Origin of the sequence: Thiothrix winogradskyi, assembly GCF_021650935.1 — a bacterium.
GTDB lineage: Bacteria > Pseudomonadota > Gammaproteobacteria > Thiotrichales > Thiotrichaceae > Thiothrix > Thiothrix winogradskyi.
Window position 1 is genome coordinate 899,660 of the sequence record NZ_CP091244.1, and the last position, 21,822, is coordinate 921,481.

20 protein-coding genes are annotated in these 21,822 nt (G+C 51.5%); 11 read left to right on the forward strand and 9 right to left on the reverse strand.

Translation table 11 applies throughout. The features are described from left to right. Nucleotides 1-20: 20 nt before the first annotated feature. From L2Y54_RS04660 to ribF, 11 genes are all read left to right on the forward strand, one after another. A complete protein-coding gene (locus L2Y54_RS04660) occupies nucleotides 21-836 on the forward strand; it encodes a TIGR04255 family protein (protein ID WP_236500186.1) in 816 nt (271 codons plus the stop codon). 2 nt (nucleotides 837-838) lie between these two features. Further along, complete coding sequence (locus L2Y54_RS04665) at nucleotides 839-1,558, forward strand: hypothetical protein (protein ID WP_236500189.1); 720 nt, start codon at nucleotides 839-841, stop codon at nucleotides 1,556-1,558. Further along, nucleotides 1,551-2,399 carry a hypothetical protein gene (locus L2Y54_RS04670; protein WP_236500191.1) on the forward strand — a complete coding sequence of 283 codons (849 nt, stop codon included), beginning with the start codon at nucleotides 1,551-1,553 and terminating at the stop codon, nucleotides 2,397-2,399. Before L2Y54_RS04665 ends, L2Y54_RS04670 begins: the two co-directional genes overlap by 8 nt. After that, nucleotides 2,399-3,157: a DUF4391 domain-containing protein gene (locus L2Y54_RS04675; RefSeq protein ID WP_236500199.1), complete on the forward strand. Its 759-nt coding sequence runs from the start codon at nucleotides 2,399-2,401 to the stop codon at nucleotides 3,155-3,157. Before L2Y54_RS04670 ends, L2Y54_RS04675 begins: the two co-directional genes overlap by 1 nt. A 9-nt stretch (nucleotides 3,158-3,166) precedes the next feature. Beyond that, nucleotides 3,167-5,083 carry a site-specific DNA-methyltransferase gene (locus tag L2Y54_RS04680; RefSeq protein WP_236500202.1) on the forward strand — a complete coding sequence of 639 codons (1,917 nt, stop codon included), beginning with the start codon at nucleotides 3,167-3,169 and terminating at the stop codon, nucleotides 5,081-5,083. 10 nt (nucleotides 5,084-5,093) lie between these two features. Next, complete coding sequence (locus tag L2Y54_RS04685) at nucleotides 5,094-6,881, forward strand: RNA-binding domain-containing protein (protein WP_236500204.1); 1,788 nt, start codon at nucleotides 5,094-5,096, stop codon at nucleotides 6,879-6,881. Continuing rightward, nucleotides 6,878-9,649, forward strand: a complete 2,772-nt coding sequence (locus L2Y54_RS04690) for a type III restriction-modification system endonuclease (RefSeq protein ID WP_236500232.1) — start codon at nucleotides 6,878-6,880, stop codon at nucleotides 9,647-9,649. Before L2Y54_RS04685 ends, L2Y54_RS04690 begins: the two co-directional genes overlap by 4 nt. Nucleotides 9,650-9,761: 112 nt before the next feature. Continuing rightward, the gene (locus tag L2Y54_RS04695; protein ID WP_202718959.1) at nucleotides 9,762-10,757 is read left to right on the forward strand and encodes an aspartate carbamoyltransferase catalytic subunit; all 996 of its coding nucleotides are present in this window, start codon (nucleotides 9,762-9,764) and stop codon (nucleotides 10,755-10,757) included. Further along, nucleotides 10,754-12,028 carry a dihydroorotase gene (locus L2Y54_RS04700; RefSeq protein WP_236500239.1) on the forward strand — a complete coding sequence of 425 codons (1,275 nt, stop codon included), beginning with the start codon at nucleotides 10,754-10,756 and terminating at the stop codon, nucleotides 12,026-12,028. Before L2Y54_RS04695 ends, L2Y54_RS04700 begins: the two co-directional genes overlap by 4 nt. An 86-nt stretch (nucleotides 12,029-12,114) precedes the next feature. Beyond that, nucleotides 12,115-12,579 carry a tRNA (cytidine(34)-2'-O)-methyltransferase gene (locus L2Y54_RS04705; RefSeq protein ID WP_236500242.1) on the forward strand — a complete coding sequence of 155 codons (465 nt, stop codon included), beginning with the start codon at nucleotides 12,115-12,117 and terminating at the stop codon, nucleotides 12,577-12,579. 9 nt (nucleotides 12,580-12,588) lie between these two features. Continuing rightward, on the forward strand, nucleotides 12,589-13,506 hold the full coding sequence (ribF, locus tag L2Y54_RS04710; RefSeq protein ID WP_236500243.1) for a bifunctional riboflavin kinase/FAD synthetase: 918 nt from the start codon (nucleotides 12,589-12,591) through the stop codon (nucleotides 13,504-13,506). On the opposite strand, the gene L2Y54_RS04715 is transcribed toward ribF, so the two are convergent. The 9 genes from L2Y54_RS04715 to L2Y54_RS04755 all read right to left on the reverse strand — a co-directional run bounded on the left by L2Y54_RS04715 (nucleotide 13,503) and on the right by L2Y54_RS04755 (nucleotide 21,819). Next, nucleotides 13,503-14,498 (reverse strand): adenosine kinase, encoded by a 996-nt coding sequence (locus L2Y54_RS04715; RefSeq protein ID WP_236500245.1) that lies wholly within the window; start codon nucleotides 14,496-14,498, stop codon nucleotides 13,503-13,505. The genes ribF and L2Y54_RS04715 overlap by 4 nt on opposite strands. Before the next feature lie 392 nt (nucleotides 14,499-14,890). Next, nucleotides 14,891-16,081, reverse strand: a complete 1,191-nt coding sequence (locus L2Y54_RS04720) for a FimV/HubP family polar landmark protein (RefSeq protein ID WP_236500248.1) — start codon at nucleotides 16,079-16,081, stop codon at nucleotides 14,891-14,893. 117 nt (nucleotides 16,082-16,198) lie between these two features. Beyond that, entirely contained in the window at nucleotides 16,199-17,776 is a 1,578-nt protein-coding gene (locus L2Y54_RS04725) for a hypothetical protein (RefSeq protein WP_236500250.1), read from the reverse strand. A gap of 16 nt (nucleotides 17,777-17,792) precedes the next feature. Continuing rightward, nucleotides 17,793-18,104 (reverse strand): hypothetical protein, encoded by a 312-nt coding sequence (locus tag L2Y54_RS04730; protein WP_236500251.1) that lies wholly within the window; start codon nucleotides 18,102-18,104, stop codon nucleotides 17,793-17,795. A 23-nt stretch (nucleotides 18,105-18,127) separates the two neighbouring features. Continuing rightward, entirely contained in the window at nucleotides 18,128-18,739 is a 612-nt protein-coding gene (gene lexA / locus L2Y54_RS04735) for a transcriptional repressor LexA (protein WP_236500255.1), read from the reverse strand. Between the two features lie 160 nt (nucleotides 18,740-18,899). Next, nucleotides 18,900-19,922: an AraC family transcriptional regulator gene (locus L2Y54_RS04740; RefSeq protein ID WP_236500258.1), complete on the reverse strand. Its 1,023-nt coding sequence runs from the start codon at nucleotides 19,920-19,922 to the stop codon at nucleotides 18,900-18,902. Nucleotides 19,923-19,925: 3 nt separating this feature from the next. Continuing rightward, nucleotides 19,926-20,144, reverse strand: a complete 219-nt coding sequence (locus L2Y54_RS04745; protein ID WP_236500260.1) for a hypothetical protein — start codon at nucleotides 20,142-20,144, stop codon at nucleotides 19,926-19,928. Nucleotides 20,145-20,245: 101 nt separating this feature from the next. Next, complete coding sequence (locus L2Y54_RS04750) at nucleotides 20,246-20,995, reverse strand: HvfC family RiPP maturation protein (RefSeq protein WP_236500273.1); 750 nt, start codon at nucleotides 20,993-20,995, stop codon at nucleotides 20,246-20,248. After that, nucleotides 20,992-21,819 (reverse strand): HvfB family MNIO-type RiPP peptide maturase, encoded by an 828-nt coding sequence (locus L2Y54_RS04755; RefSeq protein WP_236500275.1) that lies wholly within the window; start codon nucleotides 21,817-21,819, stop codon nucleotides 20,992-20,994. The genes L2Y54_RS04750 and L2Y54_RS04755 overlap by 4 nt, the downstream gene beginning before the upstream one ends. Nucleotides 21,820-21,822 lie beyond the last annotated feature (3 nt).

Consider the following 21,822-nt stretch of genomic DNA (forward strand, 5'->3'; position numbering starts at 1 on the left):
CAGAAGGAGTCTACGCAACCATGAAAACACATATTCCAGTAGAACGGTTAAGCAACCCACCGTTAGTGTTGGTGCTTGCTGTTATAAAATTCGCCCAACTACCTTCAAAAGATTTTGAAGATGCCGTTCTTCAGTTGCATGGCGTAATTCGTAAAGAATATCCGGGTATAGAAAAAGGTAAAGACAAGAATATCCAAGTTCTTTTTAATGAGCAAGAAGATCAATTTCATCAAGAAATAAAACATACTGAAGAACCATCTGTAACATTTACCAGTTCAGATTCTTCTTGGTTAATTAAGATAAATACAACCAGTCTTGCCATTTTTACAAGAAAATATATATCTTTTGACGATTTACTAGAGAAGGTATTAAGAATAATAAGCCAACTAGAGCAGAAGGCTGGCATTACACATACTTCAAATATTGGTTTGCGTTATATTAACCGAATAGATATTAATACTGAAACTGGCTTTGATGATTCAGTAGTGAATGGTTTTCTTCAGCCCAAAATTTTGGAGTTTAATGCTATGGCTGGTTCTGATATGGTAAATATATACCAAGCTGATCCTGGCTGGTGTATTCTTAGAACCTCTTTAAGAATACAGGGACATGAAATTCCGAATGATCTATTGCCTGTCGCTCACAAGATGAGGCTTGCTCTTGAACCTGTAAATAATATTTTTGCCTCTATTGATATAGATAGCAATACGATGTCACATGACTATATTGAGTTTAATATCGAGGGCATTAAAAACTGTTTTTCAGAGCTTCATTCATTGGTAAAGATTGCTTTTGGAAGCGTTTTAACAGAGGCTGAAATTCAACGCAGGAGTTAGTCATGGGATACATATTGCCTCCTAATGCTACCAAAGTTGCGGCTAAATTTGCAGGAATGGTGATTGCAGGAATGTGTTTCGTTGCACCTCCAGCTAACGCTGCTACTGGTACTGCAAAAACTAATCTAAGCCCACCATTAGCCAAGGAAACGTCTGGCATAAGAAGTTCGAGAAAGGGGAGAAATCTTCTTTTAGGGTATGTGCGTTCTGATATTCAACCAGAGGCTAGATACGACACACCTACGAAAGCATCAGAAATTAGGAAAATTCCTACGCCGCAGGCTATCCATGTTGAAAACGCAGGTGGAGCTGAAAGCTTCTATGGCAGGGTTGAAAGTATTATGACTAGTTTTGGCTTTAACAAAAGTCAACTCTCAGCCGTTCTTAATGTACAGCGGAAGTCCATTTATGATTGGAAGTCTAACCTGTCTGTAGAAGTACGCTCCGCGACTGTTGATCGCGTCCAAACGCTTGAGGATTTTGCAGCTTACATGGATAATGGACACTCAAGATTCTTGAGTAAGTTGGCATTTGGTTCATTAGGCCATAAAGACTTGGCACAGGAAATAACCAAGGATGCCTTGGACTTGACCCAGTTAAAAGCATTATACGACAACTACTGGCTTGAGTTTGATGGTATGTACAAACGGGCTAAACTTCGTGAAGCAACTAAAGACTTCTCGAATGAGTCATCAAAAGAGGAACTGTTTATTAGTGTCTGAAGAAGATGATGTTCGTTCTAAACTGCTTGCAGCCGGATGGAAACAGGGGACTTGTATTGATGCTCAGGAAGCTCTTAAGACGATTCCTGATGTTTCCGAGTACCATAAGCAGTTATTAGAGAGTGAAAGCAACTGCTTGTTAATTATTACATTGTACGATTGCGCAGTAATCAATGATTCTTTTGAAAAAGAGCCATTGATTACCTATGTCATTGCAAAGCCAATTGATGGCATAAATCCCAATAACGCTTTGTCGAAAAACAGTCGTACTCTTCACTTTAATCTTATGGTGGATGGCAAAGAGTATCCCTTTGAAATTAATGCTGGTTCATTTGGTGTGTTTTGTCGAAAGGTACTATTAAGCCTTTTTCCATTAAGAAAAGTTACTTTTGATGAGAAAACAAAGCGAGTATTTCTTAAGTGGATTCAGCGACGCATTACTCAAGCCACATTCCCTGATAATTTTGATCGCAGACTAAACAAAAACAAACGTAGCAAGCTTTTTGATAAATATGATGATAAAAACGTTACTGGCGTTTATCTCAGGTTATCACCTAGACATGCTGAATTGCCAGAATCGGAAGTCTATGACGCATCAATCATAGTAGCTGTCAGTGATTCTGAAGCCCGAAAATTCATGAAAGAAAATGAAACTGCATTGCTAATGCAATTGGATTCATTCTTTAATTCGCTAACGGGCATTAACTTGATTGAAAAACAGATTTTTGCAGAAGGGCAATTAACTTTAAGCTTGTTGCGCGATTATGACTTATGGTCGCCTGAATACAATAGTTTCAAATCAAACCCTGAAGGCATTCCACCTGTAGACTTGGATGGATAATGTCCGAACACATTTTCTATTCTACTTTTAACCTCCCCGCCTCCACCCGGCAATCCGTCCGCATCTACAAAAAGCAGTTGCTGGAAAACGCTGACCTGACCGCGACCGACCGCAAGCACATCCAGCAGGACATCGACACGCTGGAGTGGCGGCATGTGTTGAAAGCGGGTACGTGCGACATTCTGCCGTTTAAGGATGAGGAACGCGATTACAGCGAACTGCACCTGATTCACGCCACGCTCAAGTTCCCCGCCCACGTCAAACGGCTGGGGGAAGTGTTGCAACGTGCGATCCAGTACCCGCTGATACTGGTGTTTGAACACGCGGGGCAGATTTGCATCCAGATGGCGGACAAGCGCATCAACCGCGCCGACAGCACCCGCCTGACGGTGGAAGCCCTCCATGACAGCGGTTGGCTGAATGTCATGGAGCCGGATGCCACTACCCTTGGTTTCCTGCAAGCCTTCCGCTTTGAGGTTTGTGACCAGCAACACCTATACGCCTTCTGGCAATGCCTGACGGACAAACTCGCAGGGCTGGAAACCGCACGTTATACCGGGCATTATGTGGCAACACCTACGCTTGACCGGGAACAACGCCGCGCCGTGTTGCAGCAACTCCATGTGCTGGAGCAGCAATTGACGACTATCCGCGCCACGCTCAAGCGGGAAACCCAGTTCAACCGTAAGCTGGAATTGAATATGCAGGCCAAGCAGTGCCAGCAACAGCTACAGGCATTGACCGCCCAACTCGACTAAAGGAATACCATGCACAAGCTGACCGCCCATGACGCTGAAACCCAAAGCCTTGATCTGGTCGCCGACAATATCGCCAAACTGACCGCGCTGTTCCCAGAAATTCTCACCGAAGGGGCGGATGGTGGCAAGCGGGTGGATTTTGAAGCCTTGCGCGAGTTGTTGGGTACGGCGGTGGAGGACAAGGAAGAGCGTTACAACTTCACTTGGCATGGCAAGGCGCAAGCGCGGCGACTGGCGCAAACGCCGTCCACGGGTACGTTGCGTCCGTGTCCGGCGGAATCCAAGCATTGGGACAGCACCCAAAACCTGTTCATCGAAGGCGATAACCTCGAAGTGCTGAAGCTGCTGCAAAAGAGCTATCACCAGCGGGTGAAGATGATCTACATCGACCCGCCGTACAACACCGGCAAGGACTTCATCTACCCTGACAACTACCGCGACAATATCGCCAACTATCTGGAACTGACCGGGCAGACCGGGGAAGACGGGCGCAAGCTCGCCGCCAATCCCGAAACGTCGGGGCGTTACCACACCCACTGGCTGAACATGATGTATCCTCGACTCAAACTTGCACGCAACCTGCTGCGGGACGACGGCGTAATCTTCATCTCCATCGACGACACCGAAGTTGCCAACCTGCGCAAACTCTGCGACGAAATCTTCGGCGAAGAAAACTTCTTATCTAATGTCATTTGGCATAAAAAATATGCAGCATCAAATGATGTTAAGGGCATTGCTCCGATGCACGACCATATTTTGGTCTATCAAAAATCTGGCAGCTTTGAGCGTAACTTGCTACCACGTACTGAAAAGCAAGATTCTCTTTATAAATATGATAGTAATGATGGTAAAGGCTTGTGGCGACCTGATAATTTGTCAGTAAAAACTGTTTCAGAGTCATACCTTTATCCCATTATTAATCCAAAAACAGGGAAAACCTATATGCCACCAGCAGGACGTTGTTGGCTGACTAGTTCAGAAAATATGCAGAACTGGATTAATGAATCACGAGTTTTCTTTGGACAAAGTGGAGATGGCGCACCTCAATTAAAACGCTACCTATCCGAAGTACAGCAAGGCATAGTTCCTCAATCTTATTGGTCTTATGATGAAGTCGGACACACCGATAGCTCTCGAAAAGAGTTAAAGGCCTTATTCAATGATCCTCCTTTTGATAATCCTAAATCGACAGGTGTAATCATTCGATCTATACAAATCGGTTGTGTTAAAGATGACCTGATTTTGGATTTTTTTTCGGGGAGTGGGACGACGGCGCACGCGGTGATGGCGTTGAATGCGGAGGATGGTGGCAACCGGAAGTTCATTATGGTGCAGCTGCCAGAACCGACCGATAAGCCCGATTACCCCACGATTGCGGACATCGGCAAAGAGCGGATTCGCCGAGCTGGAGACGCAATTATCGCCAAGCCAGCCAGCCAGCCAGCCAGCCAGCCAGCCAGCCAGCCAGCCAGCCAGCCAGCCAGCCATTATACTTCATTAGACATAGGATTTAAGGTGTTCAAGCTGGACTCGACCAATATCAAGCCGTGGGACGTGGGTTTCGACGACCTCGAAACCAGCCTGCCGCTGTTCACCGACAGCCTCAAGGACGACCGCAGCAACGACGACGTGCTGTATGAAATCCTGCTCAAATACGGGCTGGACTTGAGCCTGCCCATCACCACCCACACCCTCGCAAGCAAAACAGTCTACAGTATCGGCATGGGCGCACTGATCGTCTGCCTAGACAAAGCCATCACGCTCGACACCGTGGAAGGCATCGCCAAACTCAAAGACGAACTCCAACCCGAAGACAGCCTGATGCGCGTGGTATTCCGCGATTCCGGCTTTGCCGACGACGTAGTGAAAGTCAATGCCGTGCAAATCCTCAAACAGGCGGGGATTGAAGACGTGCGGAGTGTATAAGGAAAAGCCAATGACCAAAGATGCGTTGATTGCCCGTCTCAAAGGCTACGAATGGGCTGACTTTGAGTGTAAAAAAGCCAAACGCAGCATCCCTGACGATGCGTATGCAACCGTCAGTGCCTTTGCGAACACCGCAGGCGGCTGGCTATTGTTTGGCATATCCGAAGAACAAGGGCAACTGCTGGTCACGGGTATTGATAACGATGCATTTGACCAAGTACAAAATAACTTCCTGACCGTCCTACGCAGCGGGCAGAAATTGAATCGCCCCATTGCCGTACAACCCACCGTTCACGAGCTGGATGGCAAGCGTGTCTTGGCTTGTTTCATCCCCGCCAGCCCCCGCCATGAAAAGCCGATCTACCTGAAAGGCAACCCACGCAACAGCTACATCCGCCGGGGCGCAAGCGATGAGCAAGTGACCGAACACGAGCTACAACGCTTCATGCGTGATGCCGCCCTCAAATCGTGGGATAGTGAAGGGCTGATTGACATTCCGGCAACCCAATTTTTTGATGCTGACACCTTGCAATGGTATCAGACGCAATTTTACCAGCGGCATCCTGAAAAAAAGGCCATTACCGAAGCACTGCCTTTCCTGCTGGAATGGAATTTCATTGTTGAGCAAGGGCAGCAACAGTTCCCAACCCGTGCCGCCGTGTTGCTGTTTGGCAAAGACCGCTTTGTGCGCCAATTGTTACCGCGCCCTGTGCTGGATTACCAACGCATCGACACCTTGTTTGCCAACTGGTCGCCCGAGTTACGTTGGCATGACCGCCTGCTGTTTGAAGAAAACTTGTTCTCCACATGGCGCGGTCTGGTCGGGAAATACATGCGCATTGCGGAACGCCCATTCTTGCTTGACCCCGCCACTTTGCGCCGCAATGATGACCCCGCCGACTACGTGGCATTCCGTGAAGCAGCGATTAATTTGCTGATCCATCAAGACTACGGCGACACTTTCCGCACTCCCGCCCTGAAAATATTTGTCGACCGCACCGTATTCTGGAATCCGGGCGATGCCTTCGCCACGGCTAGCGAATTGCTGGAATACAGCGAAAAGGAATTGCGCAATCCTGCCATTGTCACTGCATTCCGTCGCATCGGCCTCAGTGACCAAGCAGGGACAGGTATCCGCGCCATTTACCGCAACTGGCATCAATTGGGGCGAGTTCCCCCCAGCATCCACAACAACAAGGCCAACAAAAGTTTTGAGTTGGTACTGGTTAATGAACCACTGATTACCCCGACGGTGCGCCAATTTCAGCAACGCTTGGGGGCTAAACTGACCACGCAGCAAGCCGAAGTACTGGCATTGGCAGTACGGGCAGCGACAGTCAGCCCATTGGATGTGCGTCAACTGATCCAAGGCGGCGTTGCCGAAGTGCAGGCACTCCTGAACAGTCTCGTGGCGCAACAATTACTGCTGGAATTAGAACCCAAGCAAACCTACCAATTGCCGGAACACTTGCAAGCCTTGTTTTCTGCTAGCTCAACAGTAGCGGGTATTCAGCATCCACGGCTAGAGTCGCGGCTAGAGTCACGGCTAGGGTCAAATTTGGCAGCCAAGGTTGTATTGCTATTGCGTGAGCAGCCGCTGGGTAAAATCCGGCTCGCTGAAGCATTAGGGCACAAAACCGTATCCGGCGAACTGAACAAGCAAGTAAAACACCTGTTAACCCGACAATGGATTGAGATGACCTTGCCAGAGAAGCCCTCAAGCCGCCTGCAACAGTATCGGCTGACCGCAGCAGCGTTAGATTTAATAACACAACTGGAACAGGTGGAGTTATCGTGAAAATCCAGTTCGACAGCAACCTTGCCTACCAGCAACAGGCAGTAGAAGCCATCCTCGGCGTATTTGAAGGGCAGGAAACCACCCAAACCACCTTCACCGTCACGTCAAAACCCATCTTCAACGGGCGTGGGCAAGGCGATCTGCTGCAAACCGCCGCTGCCAGCGAATACGGCATCGGCAACCGCCTGATGTTGCTGGAGGACGAATTGCTGGACAATGTGCGCCGCGTCCAACTCCAAAACGGCCTCAAGCAAACCAGCAAGTTGGACAAAAAAGCCCTGAATTTCACCGTTGAAATGGAAACCGGCACAGGCAAAACCTACGTCTACCTGCGTTCCATTTTTGAGTTGCACCTGCGTTACGGCTTCACCAAATTCATCATCGTCGTGCCGTCCATTGCCATCAAGGAAGGCGTGTACAAATCGCTGCAAATCACCAACACGCATTTCAAAGACCTGTACCAAAACATCCGCTACGACTACTTCATCTACGACTCGCAAAAGCGCGAACAGGTGCGCAGTTTCGCCACCAGCGACTACGTGCAGATCATGGTGATCAACATTGATGCCTTCCGCAAAAGCTTCAGCGACCCGGACAAAGAAACCAAAGCTAACCTGATCCACCGTGCTGACGACCGATTGAATGGGCAACGCCCAATTGAATTCATCCGCGACACCTGCCCGATTGTGATTATCGACGAACCGCAAAGCGTGGACAGAACCGACAAAGCCAAGGAAGCAATTGCCAGCCTCAACCCGCTGTGTACCTTGCGCTATTCCGCCACCCACGCAGACAAGCACCAGATGCTCTACAAGCTGGACGCGATTGATGCCTTCGAGCAAAAGCTGGTCAAACAGATTGAAGTCAAATCCCTCAATGTGCAGGATGGGCATAACAAAGCCTACCTCAAGCTGCTCAGCGTCGATAACCGCAAGTCGCCCATTACCGCCACCATCGAACTGGACGCACTGCAAAAAGGCGGCGTGGTAAAACGTATCAGCAAAAAGCTCAAAGCCGGAGCTGACCTGCTGGAAGTTTCCGGCGGGCGTGACCTGTACGACGGTTACATCATCAACGACATCGTTTGCACACCGGGCAGCGAATACATCGACTTCACCAGCAAGCCCGACATCCTTAAGCTAGGACAAGCCATTGGCGATGTAGACGAAGATGCGCGTAAACGCCTGCAAATCCGCCAGACCATCGAAAAACATCTGGAACGCGAACTGCTCCTGAACCCGATGGGTATCAAAGTCCTGAGCCTGTTTTTCATCGACCGCGTAGCCAATTACCGCAGCTACGATGCAGCGGGGCATGTCGTCCTCGGCAAATACGCACAATGGTTTGAAGCCGAATACCGCGCAATGGTTGCCAAACCCAAGTACCGTTCCCTGTTCGGCGAAATCGACCCAACGGCGGAAGTCAGCAAAGTGCATGACGGCTATTTCTCCGCCGATAAGCGCAAAAAAGGCGACCCGGATAGCCTGATCCGTTTCAAAGACAGCAGCGGCACAACGGCTGAAGACGAAAGCACCTATAACCTGATCATGAAGGAGAAGGAAAAGCTGCTCAGTTTCGATTCCAAGCTGCGCTTCATCTTCTCGCATTCTGCCTTGCGTGAAGGCTGGGACAACCCCAATGTGTTCCAGATTTGCACCCTGAATGAAACCGCATCCACCCTAAAAAAGCGTCAGGAAATCGGGCGCGGCTTGCGGTTGGCGGTCAACCAACAGGGCGAACGCATCCAAGGTTTCACCGTCAACACCCTGACCGTGATGGCAAACGAGTCCTACGAGGCATTCGCCGCGCAGCTTCAGCGTGAATACGAGCAGGATGCAGGTATCCGTTTTGATGTAAAAAAGCACATCAAAAATGCCGACACTGGGCAAACGGTACAGCTCAACAAACAGGTTTACCTCAGCCCCGAATTCACCGCGCTGTGGGATCGCATCAAGCACCAGACCACCTACCGGGTGAATTTCACCCCTGAAAACCTGATTAACACTTGCGCCAGCAAGCTGGGTGAGATGATCGTGGGTAAAACCCGCTTTGAATCCATTGAAGCCAAGCTCCACATTGACCGTAGCGAAATCGCAGGCACAGACGTAAAAACCCAAACCTACGTCTACGACCTGCGTGATTACACCTTACCGGACATCGTGACCTACTTACAGGATGCCACTAACCTGACGCGCCGCAGTGTGATTGACATCCTGCAACGCTCAGGCCGCCTGAAAGACTTCAAAAGCAACCCGCAAAAGTTTATCGAACAGGCCACCGCCATCATCCAACAAGCTATGCGCTTGGCATTGGTGGACGGCATCAAATACCACAAAATCGGTGATGAGCATTTCTACGCCCAAGAATTGTTTGAATCGGCAGAATTGCGCGGCTACCTCAACGACAATATGCAAGCCGCCGCCAAGTGCGTGTATGAGCATGTGGTGTATGACTCCGATGTGGAAGCCAGCTTTGCTTTGGGTATGGAGCAGAGCGAGGACGTGAAGCTTTACGCCAAACTCCCCGGCTGGTTCAAGATCGACACCCCGCTCGGCACCTACAACCCCGACTGGGCCGTGTTGGTGGAACAAGACGGCAAAGAGCGGCTGTATTTTGTGGTGGAAACCAAAGGCACGTTGCTGCCCGATGCGCTACGCCCGGTGGAAGACGGTAAAATCAAATGCGGGCGGGCGCACTTTGCCGCGATGGAAAACGATGTGCGATTTACCATTACCAACGAGTTTCGGGAGTTTGTGGGGCAGTGGTAGTGACCTTTCATGACAGCCGCGTGAAAAATATGAAAGGTGATGGTTCGCTTTACCCACGCAACCTTGTAAGATACGCGCACCTTTAGTGTTCAAAATAAAAGCGAGTGCATCCATGCTCCACGCTCACCTTTCCCCAGGGCCGCTACCGTCGCGTATGCAATTGACCAAAGACGGCAAGTTGAAACACTTTCTGACTATCGAAGGTTTGCCGCCGCTATTGTTGGAAGAGATCCTTGATCGCGCCGAACAATTCGTCACGTTGCCGAATAAACAGCAGAAAAAAGCCCCCCTGCTGCGCGGTAAAACGGTCATGAACCTGTTCTTCGAGAACTCCACCCGTACCCGTGTGACATTTGAAATCGCCGCGCAACGCCTCGGCGCGGATGTCACCAACCTCGATATTCGCACCTCATCCGCGTCCAAGGGTGAAACCTTACTGGACACGGTGCGCAATTTGGAAGCGATGAACGCCGATATGTTCGTGGTGCGCCATGAACACGCGGGCGCGGCGCATTTCATTGCCCGCTACTGCGCCCCGCATATCAGCGTGCTGAACGCGGGCGATGGGCGGCATTCACACCCCACCCAAGCGATGTTGGATATGTTCACCATTCGCCAAAAGAAGGGCAGTTTCCAGCCTTTGAAAGTGGCAATTGTGGGTGATGTGCTGCATTCACGGGTGGCGCGTTCGCAAATTCACGCGCTGACCACGTTAGCAACCGGCGAAGTGCGCGTGGTTGCCCCGAAAACGCTCGTGCCTGCGGGCATTGAGAAAATGGGCGTGAACGTATTCCACCACATGGAAGAAGGCATTGAGGATGTGGATGTGGTGATTATGCTGCGCCTGCAACGCGAACGGATGCAGACTGCGCTGCTGCCCTCCGAACGCGAATTTTTCAAACTCTACGGCTTGACCGAAGCCCGCCTGAAACACGCCAAGCCCGACGCGATTGTGATGCACCCCGGTCCGATTAATCGCGGCGTGGAAATTGATTCACGGGTTGCCGATGGAATGCAGTCGGTAATTTTGGAACAAGTCACCAACGGCATTGCGGTACGCATGGCGGTGATGTCGATGATTATGGGGCCACAAGGGGGTGCGGCATGAGCCTATTGATACGCAACGCACGGGTAATTGACCCCGCCAGCGGTTTGGATGGGCAGCGCACGTTGTTGATTGACGGCGGGCGCATTGCGGCGATTGCCGAAACGTCCGCAGCGTTTGTTGCCGATGAAGAAATCAATGCCAAGGGTCTGTGGGTATTTCCGGGGGCGATTGATTTGTCGGCCTGGCTACGTGAGCCGGGGTTGGATCAGAAAGCGACTCTGGCAAGCGAAACTTTCGCTGCCGCCACCAGTGGCATTACCACCCTGTGTTACCAGCCGGAACCGCGTGCCAGCTTTGACAATGCCGCGCAGGTGAAGTTGATTTACGATTTGAATCGCCGTTCGCAATACGCCAATGTCGAAGTATTGGGCAATTTGACCCAAGGGTTGAAGGGCGAACAACTGAGCAATATGGCGAGTTTGAAACGCGCCGGTTGCGTGGGGGTGAGCAATGGGTTGCAACCGTTTCATAGCTTGCAAACCTTGCGCCGGGCGATGGAGTATGCCGCCACCCACGACCTCACGGTGTTCATTTACCCCTTGGAACATGCGCTGGCAGCAGGTGGGTATATGCACGAAGGTGAAGTGTCCGCACGCTTAGGCTTGCCCGCGATTCCCTCGGCGGCGGAAACCGTGGCGGTGGCGCAAACCTTGGCACTCGCCAGCCACACGGGGGCGAAAGTGCATTTTTGCCGCTTATCGGCGCGTTTGAGTGTGCGCTTGGTGCGTCAAGCCAAGGCAAGCGACCTTGAGATTACTGCCGATGTCGCCGCGCACCAGTTATTCCTGACCGATCGCGATGTCAGCGATTTCAACCCGCTGTGCCATGTGATGCCGCCGTTGCGCTCTACCCGCGATTTGGAGGCACTGCGCGAAGGGCTGGCGGATGGCACGATTGATGCGATTTGTTCCGACCATCAGCCGCACGAAGTCGATGCCAAACTTGCGCCATTTCAGCAAACCGAACCGGGGATTTCCGCGCTGGAAACCTTGTTGCCGCTGACTTTGCGACTGGTGGAGGATGGCGTATTGAGCTTGTCGGAAGCCTTGCGCAAAGTGACGATTGCCCCAGCCAGTATTATTGGCAGTGAGGCAGGGGAAATCAGTGTGGGCGCTCCGGCGGATTTGGTGTTGTTTGACCCGGCTGCGTTATGGGAGCTGGATTTGAACCACATGCACAGCAGCGGGCAGAATTCGCCGTTTGGGGGCTGGAATTTTAATGGTGCGGTGAAACGCACGTTATTGGCAGGGAAGACTGTGTTTAGTGTTTAGTTTGCCACGTCGTAAGATTGGGATTGGCATAGCGTGAAATCAGGATTATGTTGCCCTACGATCAGGAATGAAATGGATGTTGTTTGATGTTTGAAATTGCCTTGTATGAGCCTGAGATTCCGCCGAATACCGGCAATATCATGCGCTTATGCGCCAACACGGGTTGCCGTTTGCACCTGATTCACCCGCTAGGCTTTTCGCTGGATGAGAAGCAGGTCAAGCGGGCGGGAATGGATTACCGTGATCTGGCGGTGGTGCATGAACACGACAATTTTGCCGCGTTTAACTTAGCAATGCAGGACAAGCGCGTGTTTGCGTTGAGTACTAAGGTGAATACGCGCTATACCGATGTCGCTTTTCAGCCAGGGGATGTATTGCTGTTTGGCCCTGAAACGCGGGGTTTGCCGGAAGCTTTGCTGTTAAGCTTGCCGGATGAGCTGAAATTGCGCGTGCCGATGTTGCCGGATAGCCGCAGCATGAATTTATCGAACACCGTCGCTGTGGTGGTGTATGAGGCATTGCGGCAACACGGTTTTCCCGATTTGAGGTAAACTCAACACATGAAACTAATCCGCCGCATCCTCCCCGCTCCTGCCCATGACCCCGGTTGTGTTGCCACCATCGGTAACTTCGATGGCTTGCACAAAGGGCATCAAGCCGTGATCCAGCACGTCGAATGGAAAGCGCAAGCCCTCGGCTTACCCGCCACGGTGATCAGCTTTGAGCCGCTACCCATTGAGTTTTTCCGCGCACCACCGCCACCGCGTATTTATGCCTTGCGCGACAAACTGCGCTTGCTGGAAGCGATGAACGTGGAGCGCTTTGCCTGCCTACGCTTTAACAAGCAACTGGCGAGCATGGAGGCGGAAGATTTCGTGCAAGACATCCTGCTGGATGGTTTAAAGGTGCGCTATCTGGTCGTGGGCGATGATTTCCGTTTTGGCAAAGGGCGCAAGGGCGATTACCACTTGTTGCAGGCAATGGGCGCAGCGGCAGGGATGCAGGTGGTGGATACGCCTACCTTGTTGCATGAGGATGAGCGCGTCAGTAGCACCCGTATCCGGCTGGCGTTGAGTACGGCGGAGTTGGCGCAAGCAGCGGAATTGCTGGGCAAGCCTTACCGGATTTCGGGGCGGGTGCGCCACGGCGACAAACGCGGGCGTACCATCGGCTTTCCCACCCTGAATATGCGCGTGCCGCAACACATCGCGCTACGTCGTGGGGTGTATGCCGTGCAGGTGTATGGGCTTGGTGAGGAAATCATCAATGGCGTGGCAAATTTAGGCACACGCCCGTCGGTGCATGGCGTAGAAAACCGGCTGGAAATACACCTGTTCGACTTTGCCCAACAGGTGTACGGCAAGCATATTTGCGTGGAACCCGTGGCATTCATCCGTGACGAAATGAAATTTACGTCACTGGATGAATTGAAGGCACAGATTGCGCGGGATGCGGTGCAGGCACGCGCTCTGCTTTAAACGGCCGCTAATACGTCGGTGTGTGCGTCTTTGCCCAACCGCGCACCGAATACGGTGACAATGCGGGATGCTGCTAGGCTTGCCAGTTTACCGGCGCGGGCATTATCCATCCCTTGGGTAATGCCATACAGGAATGCGCCCGCGAACATATCGCCTGCCCCATTGGTATCGACGGCTTTGACCGGATGCGCGGCAATTTCAGTACGCCCACTATCATCGACCACCAACGCACCTTTGCTGCCCAAGGTAATCACCAGCTTGCCTGCATAGGGTTTAATGGCGCGGATTACTTCTTCCAGATCGTCCTTGCCGGTAAACACACTGGCTTCCTCGCGATTGCAGAATAAAATATCCGCACCATCGCCCAGCATTTCATCCACACCACTGCGGAAGAAACGCACCATCGCCGGGTCAGAAAAGGTCATCGCGGTTTTTACGCCGTGTTCCTTGGCAACTTGCCGTGCTTTCAACGCGGCTGCCCGTGAAATGTCAGACGTTACCAAATAGCCTTCGATGTACAAATACTGGGATTGCTTGAGTTCATCCAAGTGCAATTCGGCTTCGGAAAAGTCAGCGGTAATCCCCAAAAACGTATTCATGGTGCGCTCGGCATCGGGTGTGACCATGACCATGCATTTGCCCGTGACACCTTCACACGCGCACCGTACTTGATCAAGGCGGGTATTAACACCAGCGGCGTGCAGATCATGCATGTAAAATTCGCCGGTTTCATCATTAGCAACTTTACAGGCGTAAAACGTTTTGCCCCCAAACTGGCTGACTGCCACGATGCTGTTGGCGGCGGAACCACCACTGGCACGTTTTTTCAAGCCGAAGGTTTCGGTTAAACCCGCCAGTAATTGTTGCTGTTTTGCCTCATCAATCAGGGTCATCATGCCTTTTTGGATGCCGTGTGCCGCCAAAAAGTCGTCTGTCACCTCAAATTCCTTATCTACCAGCGCATTGCCAATACCGAATACGTCGTATTTCATCGTGTCCCCATCAGATATTTACGTGAAAACGCCTTGTACCTTATCCCGCGTCTATTTTCCAGCATTTGCCCTAACTCAAGTGCATTCTGTGCCTTACTCACAGGCTTGTCCCCATACTTATCCACGAAGTTATCCACAGGAATGCCGTTTATCAGTACTTTGTTAACAGTCATAAATACACTTATGAGACTGTTGTTAAAACCTACAAATGGGCAGTCATTAGCGTGACGAGTGTCATTAGTCGGTTAAATTAAGCCTTTTGTCTATTAAAACTGTTTTTTAATTCTGGGTTCAGGAACTGCTTAAAAAAAGCTGACCAAGAAATTGCCATCGCAAACTGTGGGTCTTTTCATGGGGTTGGTGGACTTATCCACAAAAGCCCCTGTTTAAGATTACCCTTCCAGCTCGGCACGTAAGCGTGCTTCTTCCCGGTTTAGCTCGCGTCGCTGAGAAATAGAACGCCACAGCAATGCCAGAATAAACATCAATGAAACCAGTGCAACCACCAGCGATACCCGTGTTGGTGTTGGAAATTTACCGTCTTCTGTGCCGGTGATTTGCTGCTCTAAAATGTTTTGCAATGGCACGGCGGATTTGTCGCTGTTAGCGGCGCTGGGTGTCGCCGGTGGTGTCAATTGGTCAGCAAACACGGGCGCAGTTTCGGGTGGAGCGCTGGGTATTTGTTCGGGGTCTGGATTGGCAGCCAAGGTCAGGCTCGGTGGCATGGTGGTACCCGGTTCAGCCGGTGGTGGTGGTGCGGCACTGGTGTTACCGGGTTCCAATTCTTGGAGGCGGGTGTGCAGTGCTTGGCTTTCAGCGTATTGCCGTTTGATGGAAATACTGGCTTCCCGCAATGACGCCTGTAAGTTCTGGATGTGGGTATCACGTTGCTCCAGCAGTTGTTTCAGGTCGGTCAGTTCGGCTTGCAACGCGGCATCGGCTTGCTGGGTTTGTTGTGTTTGTTCGGGGGTTGCGCTAGTCGTGGGATCGCTGGTGGTGGGTAAGGCGGCGACTTGTGCCGAGGCCGTTTCCAATTCCGCGATGCGGGCATCTTTGGCTTGTAGTTGTTGTTTCAGATCCGCCAGCTCTGTTTGTAATTTAATCATTAACTCGTTTTGCAATTGTGCGACTTGTGCCTGATCCGATGCAGGCTCAGGCGTAGCCGGTGCTGCTGCTTGGCTTGCCTGTAATTCTGCTAACTGCTTGCTTAAGTCAGTGCTGCGTTGTTGTTCGGCGCTGAGTTGTTCTTTCAGGCGCGTGATTTCAGCGTGAAGGCTGGCTTGGGCGGCTTGTTTGCCCGCACTTTGTTGAACTTCAGGAACTACCGGGATCTTGAGGTAAACGCCTTTTTTGAGTTTGTTAATATCGCCACTGATAAACGCATCGGGGTTTTGCGCACGGATAGCTGCCATCATTTGCGGTACGCTGATGTCATAGGAAGGGCGTCGCCGACTGGCAATATCCCACAGCGAGTCATTGTTTTTTACCGGCCCGTAACTGGCTCCGGCGTAGGCGGGAGGTAAGCTGCTTAATGATGCTGCCAGTAACAGCCCCGTGGCAACAGCAAGTATTTTATATTTCATGGCAATTCCGCAGAGACAATCTAAGTTAATCTTTTATATAGACGATCCGCGCATAAAATGCAGGCGGATCGCCATAGCCCATCTAATCATAACCTGATGTCAGCCGGTCTGCACGGTTTACCGGACAGCGTGCCCCGTCATCGGGATTTCCGGTGCAGGCTGATTCGCCCAGCGGCTTGCCAGCAGGTACTTAGGCTTTCCGACACCTTGTTGTGGGTTCAGTTCCAGTACCGTTTCACGTTCCAGTTTTTCGAGGATTTTTTCCGCGATTTTCTGGCGTTCGGGTTTGCCAATCAGCGACGGTTGCAAGCCTAATGCCTTGGTGTGGTGGCGAATGACATCAGTGACGGCATCTGTTACCGGGCGTACCGTGGGTTTGACGTCACCGTTGAGAATACGTGAGCGCACTTCCATGTAAATCAGCTTGAAAAAGCGTTCACGGGTTAGGTCGCGTACATTGGCTTCCGGTGGGTCAGGGCGTGACGTTTCCGGGGTATCCGCTGGGGTATCCATCGTGGCTTCTGGTATGGCTTCGGGATGAAGGCGCACATTGACCGCATTGGTTAGTTCGGTGCGTTCGGGCGTGATTTGGTTCAGGTACTGATCGCGTTCCGCATTGCCGAAATCCCTAGGAATGCCGTTGGGGGTTGTTGCACCCGTGACACCAACGGCGACGGCTAAATTGTCATCCGCATGGATAAGTTCACCGCGCGTATCGCGCCCCAGCAATAACAATGCGCGTTTGTGGTCGGCTACGTAACTGCCCACAAAGTGAAAAGCGTATTCAAATGTGCCGATAATAATGATGGCAAACAAAAACGATGCCCAAATGCCGCCAATATTAAACAAATCCTTGAGCAGGCGGATCATCGCATAGTGCTTGTCTTCATCGTATTCCAGCGTTTTGGCTTGCGTAATGGCAGCACTCAGCGCGGAACCGACCATGGTTGCTGAGCTACCAGCGGCTGCTTCTGCTGCGGCGAGTTCACCGCGTGCTTCCGCAATTTTGTCATGTTCGTAACGTTCACACTGTTGAATGCGCGTATCGGTACGGTATTTGGCACGGCACGCGGCAAGTTCAGCCTCATGCCTTGCCAGTTTACCACGTGCTGCTGCCAACTGTGTGGTAGCGCCTGAAGGGGCTGTGGCTTGCACACTCAGATTTTGAATGCTGCCGAGGGCGGCTTGAAACACCGGAGACCCTTCAGAACGCTCGCGCACGGTGGCATCTTCACGTTCCATTGACTGCGAGACTTCTGAAAATAAGCCAAAAAAAACCACAATCACCGTGGCGACGATCGCTGCCGGACCTTTGTAGCCACTGGCATACAAAAATGCTTGGGCGGCGGTGATGACGGCGGTAATGCCCAAACCTAGCATAGCATTCGCCCATTGCTCTCCCGTCCAGTTGGGCGGATCCATTTCCCCGCCCGCGAAGTATTTCACCACGAAAAAAGCGGAGGCAAGGAATGCCGCAAATGCTGCCATCAATAGCCAGGCTTCGGCTTTGCGCAAATCACCGAGGATGTCGCGCAGTGATTTGGTGGCGACCAGGTGCGCTGGTCGATCCAAGTTGGTATTTGTGTTGGAATCCGTCATAATAAAACCTTCCTGTCTTAAACTTAACTCAGTGATAGCGGGAATTTCCGGCGTGTTGAAAGCGGCAACTTTCATCACGCCATTTTTATGCTGCATATTTAGCTCTCATGGTTTACATCCAGCCTGCTAACATCAAGAGCACGCTCAAAAACCACAATAAGTGCCGGTCAGCCCGCAGGCTATGCGCGGCGACTACCGCCCCGACCAACGCCAGACCGATCAGCACGTAGGGCAAATGCAGCATCGCGGTTTCTATGTTAATGCTCTGTTCCAGACCGGGAAGCAGGATCAGCAAAGCCCAGATGGCTAATGCCCATACCACCAGTAAGGCGCGGGTGACTTGCCAGACCTGCCCCCACTCTGGTTTGTCTGGTGTTGCTGATAAGGTTGCGTCAAGTGACGGTGTTTGCATGTCAATATTCATAGGGTTACTCCTTGATTGTTTGCTTAATAACTGCGGAACAAACCGACCATTTTGCCCTGTACCTGTACGCTTTCGGCGGGGTAGCGCATCGGTTGCATTTGGCTGTTTTCCGGGCGTAGTTCGATACGCCCATCGGGTAGACGGTACAGGCGTTTGAGGGTGGCTTCTTCGCGTTCCACTAGAGCGACCACAATGTCGCCATCGCGGGCGTTGTCTTGTTGTTGGATGACGACGAAATCACCGTCCATAATGCCGATGTCGATCATCGACTCGCCACGCACTTCCAGCACGTAACGCCCATTGCCACCGAACAAATCGCTGGGGTTGATTTCATCTTTACCCGCAATCGCTTCGATCGGTTTACCGGCGGCAATGCGCCCGGCAAGCGGTAAGCCAAGGCTTAGCGGCATTTGCGGGTGGCGTGCCACTGCCGTCTCTGGCAGCCGGTAGGCACGTTTGCCCGCTGTGGCGTGTAGGCGACCTTCCCGGATCAGCGCCTGCACATGTTGGTGAATGGTACTGCGGGTGGAAATCCCGCCTGCTTGGGCAATTTCATCCAAAGTAGGGGTGTAGCCATTACGGGCGTACAGGGACTGGATAATGTCCCAAATCTGTTGTTGTCGGCGTGTGAGCATAGCGCGGTTCCTTCTTAGCAAAACGAACAAAACACGAACCAAATATACGGTTTAGTACCGACCTACGCCAATCAAAAATACTTGCCGTAGATTCGCTTTTTGTTCGGTTTTACCGATGAACGGTAGAATTGACTTGAAGAAAACGCGCTTAGTGAAGGCTTTAGTGGAATGCGACGGACAACTGATTGATCTTGCGGAATTGCCCCGGTGTCATGCCGCTAATTTCACGAAATGCTTGTGTGAACAGGGTTTCAGAGGTAAAGCCGACACGTAAACCTACGGCTTGCAAGGTGGTGTCAGGTTCTTCCAACAGCATATCTTCTGCTGCTTCTACCCGAAATTCGCTCACATAGCGTGAAAAGCCTTTGCCGAGCCGGGTTTGCAGTAATTCCGCCACTTGTTGGGGCGATAGCCCCAGCCGTTCTGCCAGCGTATCGAGCGATAAGTCGGGTTGGCGGAACAGTTCTTGTTCCTGCATTAAGCCTTCGACTTCTGCCAGCATCAGATCGCAATCCACTTGCGCCAAGGTGGATGCGGCATGGGTTTCGCGGACAGCTTCCGCTAAGTCGGTCGTTAGCCAGGGGGCAATGCTGAGTGCGGCATAGATCAGTAAGAGCACAAGCCCAATGGCGCTGGCATGTGCCATGAAAAAGACGTTTTCCGGCAGTAAGGTTACGCCCATTCCCAATGGCAAGGTTGATAAGGCGATGATAAATGCTATCCCTAGGATTATTCTGACCGGTTGAAAGCGATTCGGTTGTTGACGCAATGCAGCATACAAGCGGCTGGCTAACCACACGCAATACCCAGCTCCCAAAGCAAAGGCTAAGGTCACGGCTATAGGGAAGGGGAGAAAAGGGGCAGCCAAAATCGGTAACAGGTGCAGCACGTCACGCGGTAGTTTTTCACGTGTTGCCTGCAATAGTGGTTTGCTGAACAGGTAAAAGGTTGGGGCGACGGTGAACAATAAGACTTGGTAGTAAGGGCTGTGAATAATATCAGCCCCCGTCTGTAACCAGACAAAATACGCCAGTTGCAGACCCAGCAGGGTAATGAGCACGATAATGCCCATTGCCTGTGCGGTGGCTTGCCCTTGGTAATGTTCGCGCCGGAAATGGGTTAAGGCGAGCAGCGGGATGCTGAATACGGAAAAGCCGATGAGCAGCGTACTGATTGTCTGCATGGCTTAACGCTTATCGTCAGGTCGGCAGGCTGCATTGGCGCGGATCAGTGCATCCACTTGTTCTTTGCTCAGTTTGCCAGTGGAGTTCATGGCTTGTTTGGCGACGTCCTGAATGCTTTGGGTTTCAGCTTCCTTGACGGGCGCGGTTTCGGTGCAGCCAACCATTAGACTGCCGGTGAACAAAAGACACGCATAAACCGCGAGTGAAAATAGTGTACGCATGGTGAGAATGCCCTCGAAAAGAATATGCTACTTAGATAACACATTCTTGCCGTTAGTAAACATAGAATTTACCGATAGGGGCGTTTATTGCTGATAAGTGGTTATGCCGTTGAAGGATTCATCACACCCAATAATACGTGTTGTTGTTGGAACTGATGTAACAGAGTTAACCCGAACTCTAATAGTTGCTCTGTGTTAGGGTGTTGAATTTCCCCTGCAATCCGGGTGAGTGCTTGTCTGGCACTGATTCCCTCTTGCAGCGATTGCAGCAGCCGGGCGGTAATGGCATTAAGTACGATGAAATCAATCTTGTTTTCTGGGTTTCTGATTAATAATAGATGGGTGGGTTCTGGGGTGTGCGGTTGGTAAGCCGTGTTAATGCGGTGGACGGGGTATTGATAACTTTGTAACAACATGACCGGATTCAGTACGGGGATGCCATCCAGTAAATCGCCATTCGGGTTAATCTGTTGCCAGTTGATGGGCGCGTCGGCAAGTGTTAGCGGGATTTCCACCCATTCGTAATGCGCGAGTTCCAGCAAAAACGGTGGGCGGTCACTGAGCGAAGTCGAAGTGAGCCATTGCACAAATTCCGCCGAAATTTCACGGAAATAGGGCGTGGTACAGGCGTGTTCAGCATAAAATTGGCGTACCAGCGCATTCCAAACGTCATCATCCAGAATGCTGCGAATAACAGGAAAGCAGTTGCTGAGGAAATCTTCCACGTTATTGAAGAGCAATTCCACGTAAACACCCACTCGTGCCGCATCAACACCGGCAGGCGGCGGATTCGCGGCAGGGTCGCGCAAATGAGCGGCAAAGGCACGTTGGTAGGCTTCAGTAGGATTCATACGGCGTGTTTCCGTTGCAGGCTGGCAATGTGTTGCACTTCCGGGAGCAATTCTTCCAAGGGTGGGATGTGGTAATCGCGCTCTAACAGCGTTGGGAATACGCCAAATTGCTGATAGGTGAAATCCAGCAATGCCCACACCGGGTCGATGACTGGAGCGCCATGCGTGTCGATCAGCAGGTTTTCTTCTTGTTGGTAATGCCCCGCCATGTGCAGATACACCACCCGTTCCTTGGGCAGTTTGCGCAAAAATTCGTAAGGGTCGTAAGCGTGGTTGACGCTGTTAACGTAGACGTTATTCACATCCAGATGCAACAGGCAATCGGCTTCGGTCAACACCGCGTTGATGAAGGTGGCTTCATCCATCTCATTGATGGGGGCTTGCAGGTAGAACGAGGCGTTTTCAATGCCGATTTGCTGCCCCAACATGTCTTGGGTTTGGCGAATACGGGCAACCGTGTGCTGAATCGCTGCTTCGGTAAACGGAATCGGTAGCAAGTCATACAACTGCCCGTGATCGGAACACCAGGATAAATGCTCGGTATACAGCGGGATACGGTGTAGCTGCATGAATTGCTTGAGTTCGATGAGCAATTCGGTGTTGAGCGGGGTTAAACCACCTAACGATAAGGAAAGGCCGTGGCACACAAACGGGTAACGTTCGGTGAAAGCTTGCAAGCGTTTGGCGCTAACCGGGTCAGCACCGATCCAGTTTTCGGGGGCGATTTCAAAGAAATCAATGCAGTCGGGGACTTGTTGTTCCAGCGCAACCAGATGGTCACGCCGGAAACCAAGCCCTGCCCCGTGTAAGGCAGAGCGCTGCATGGC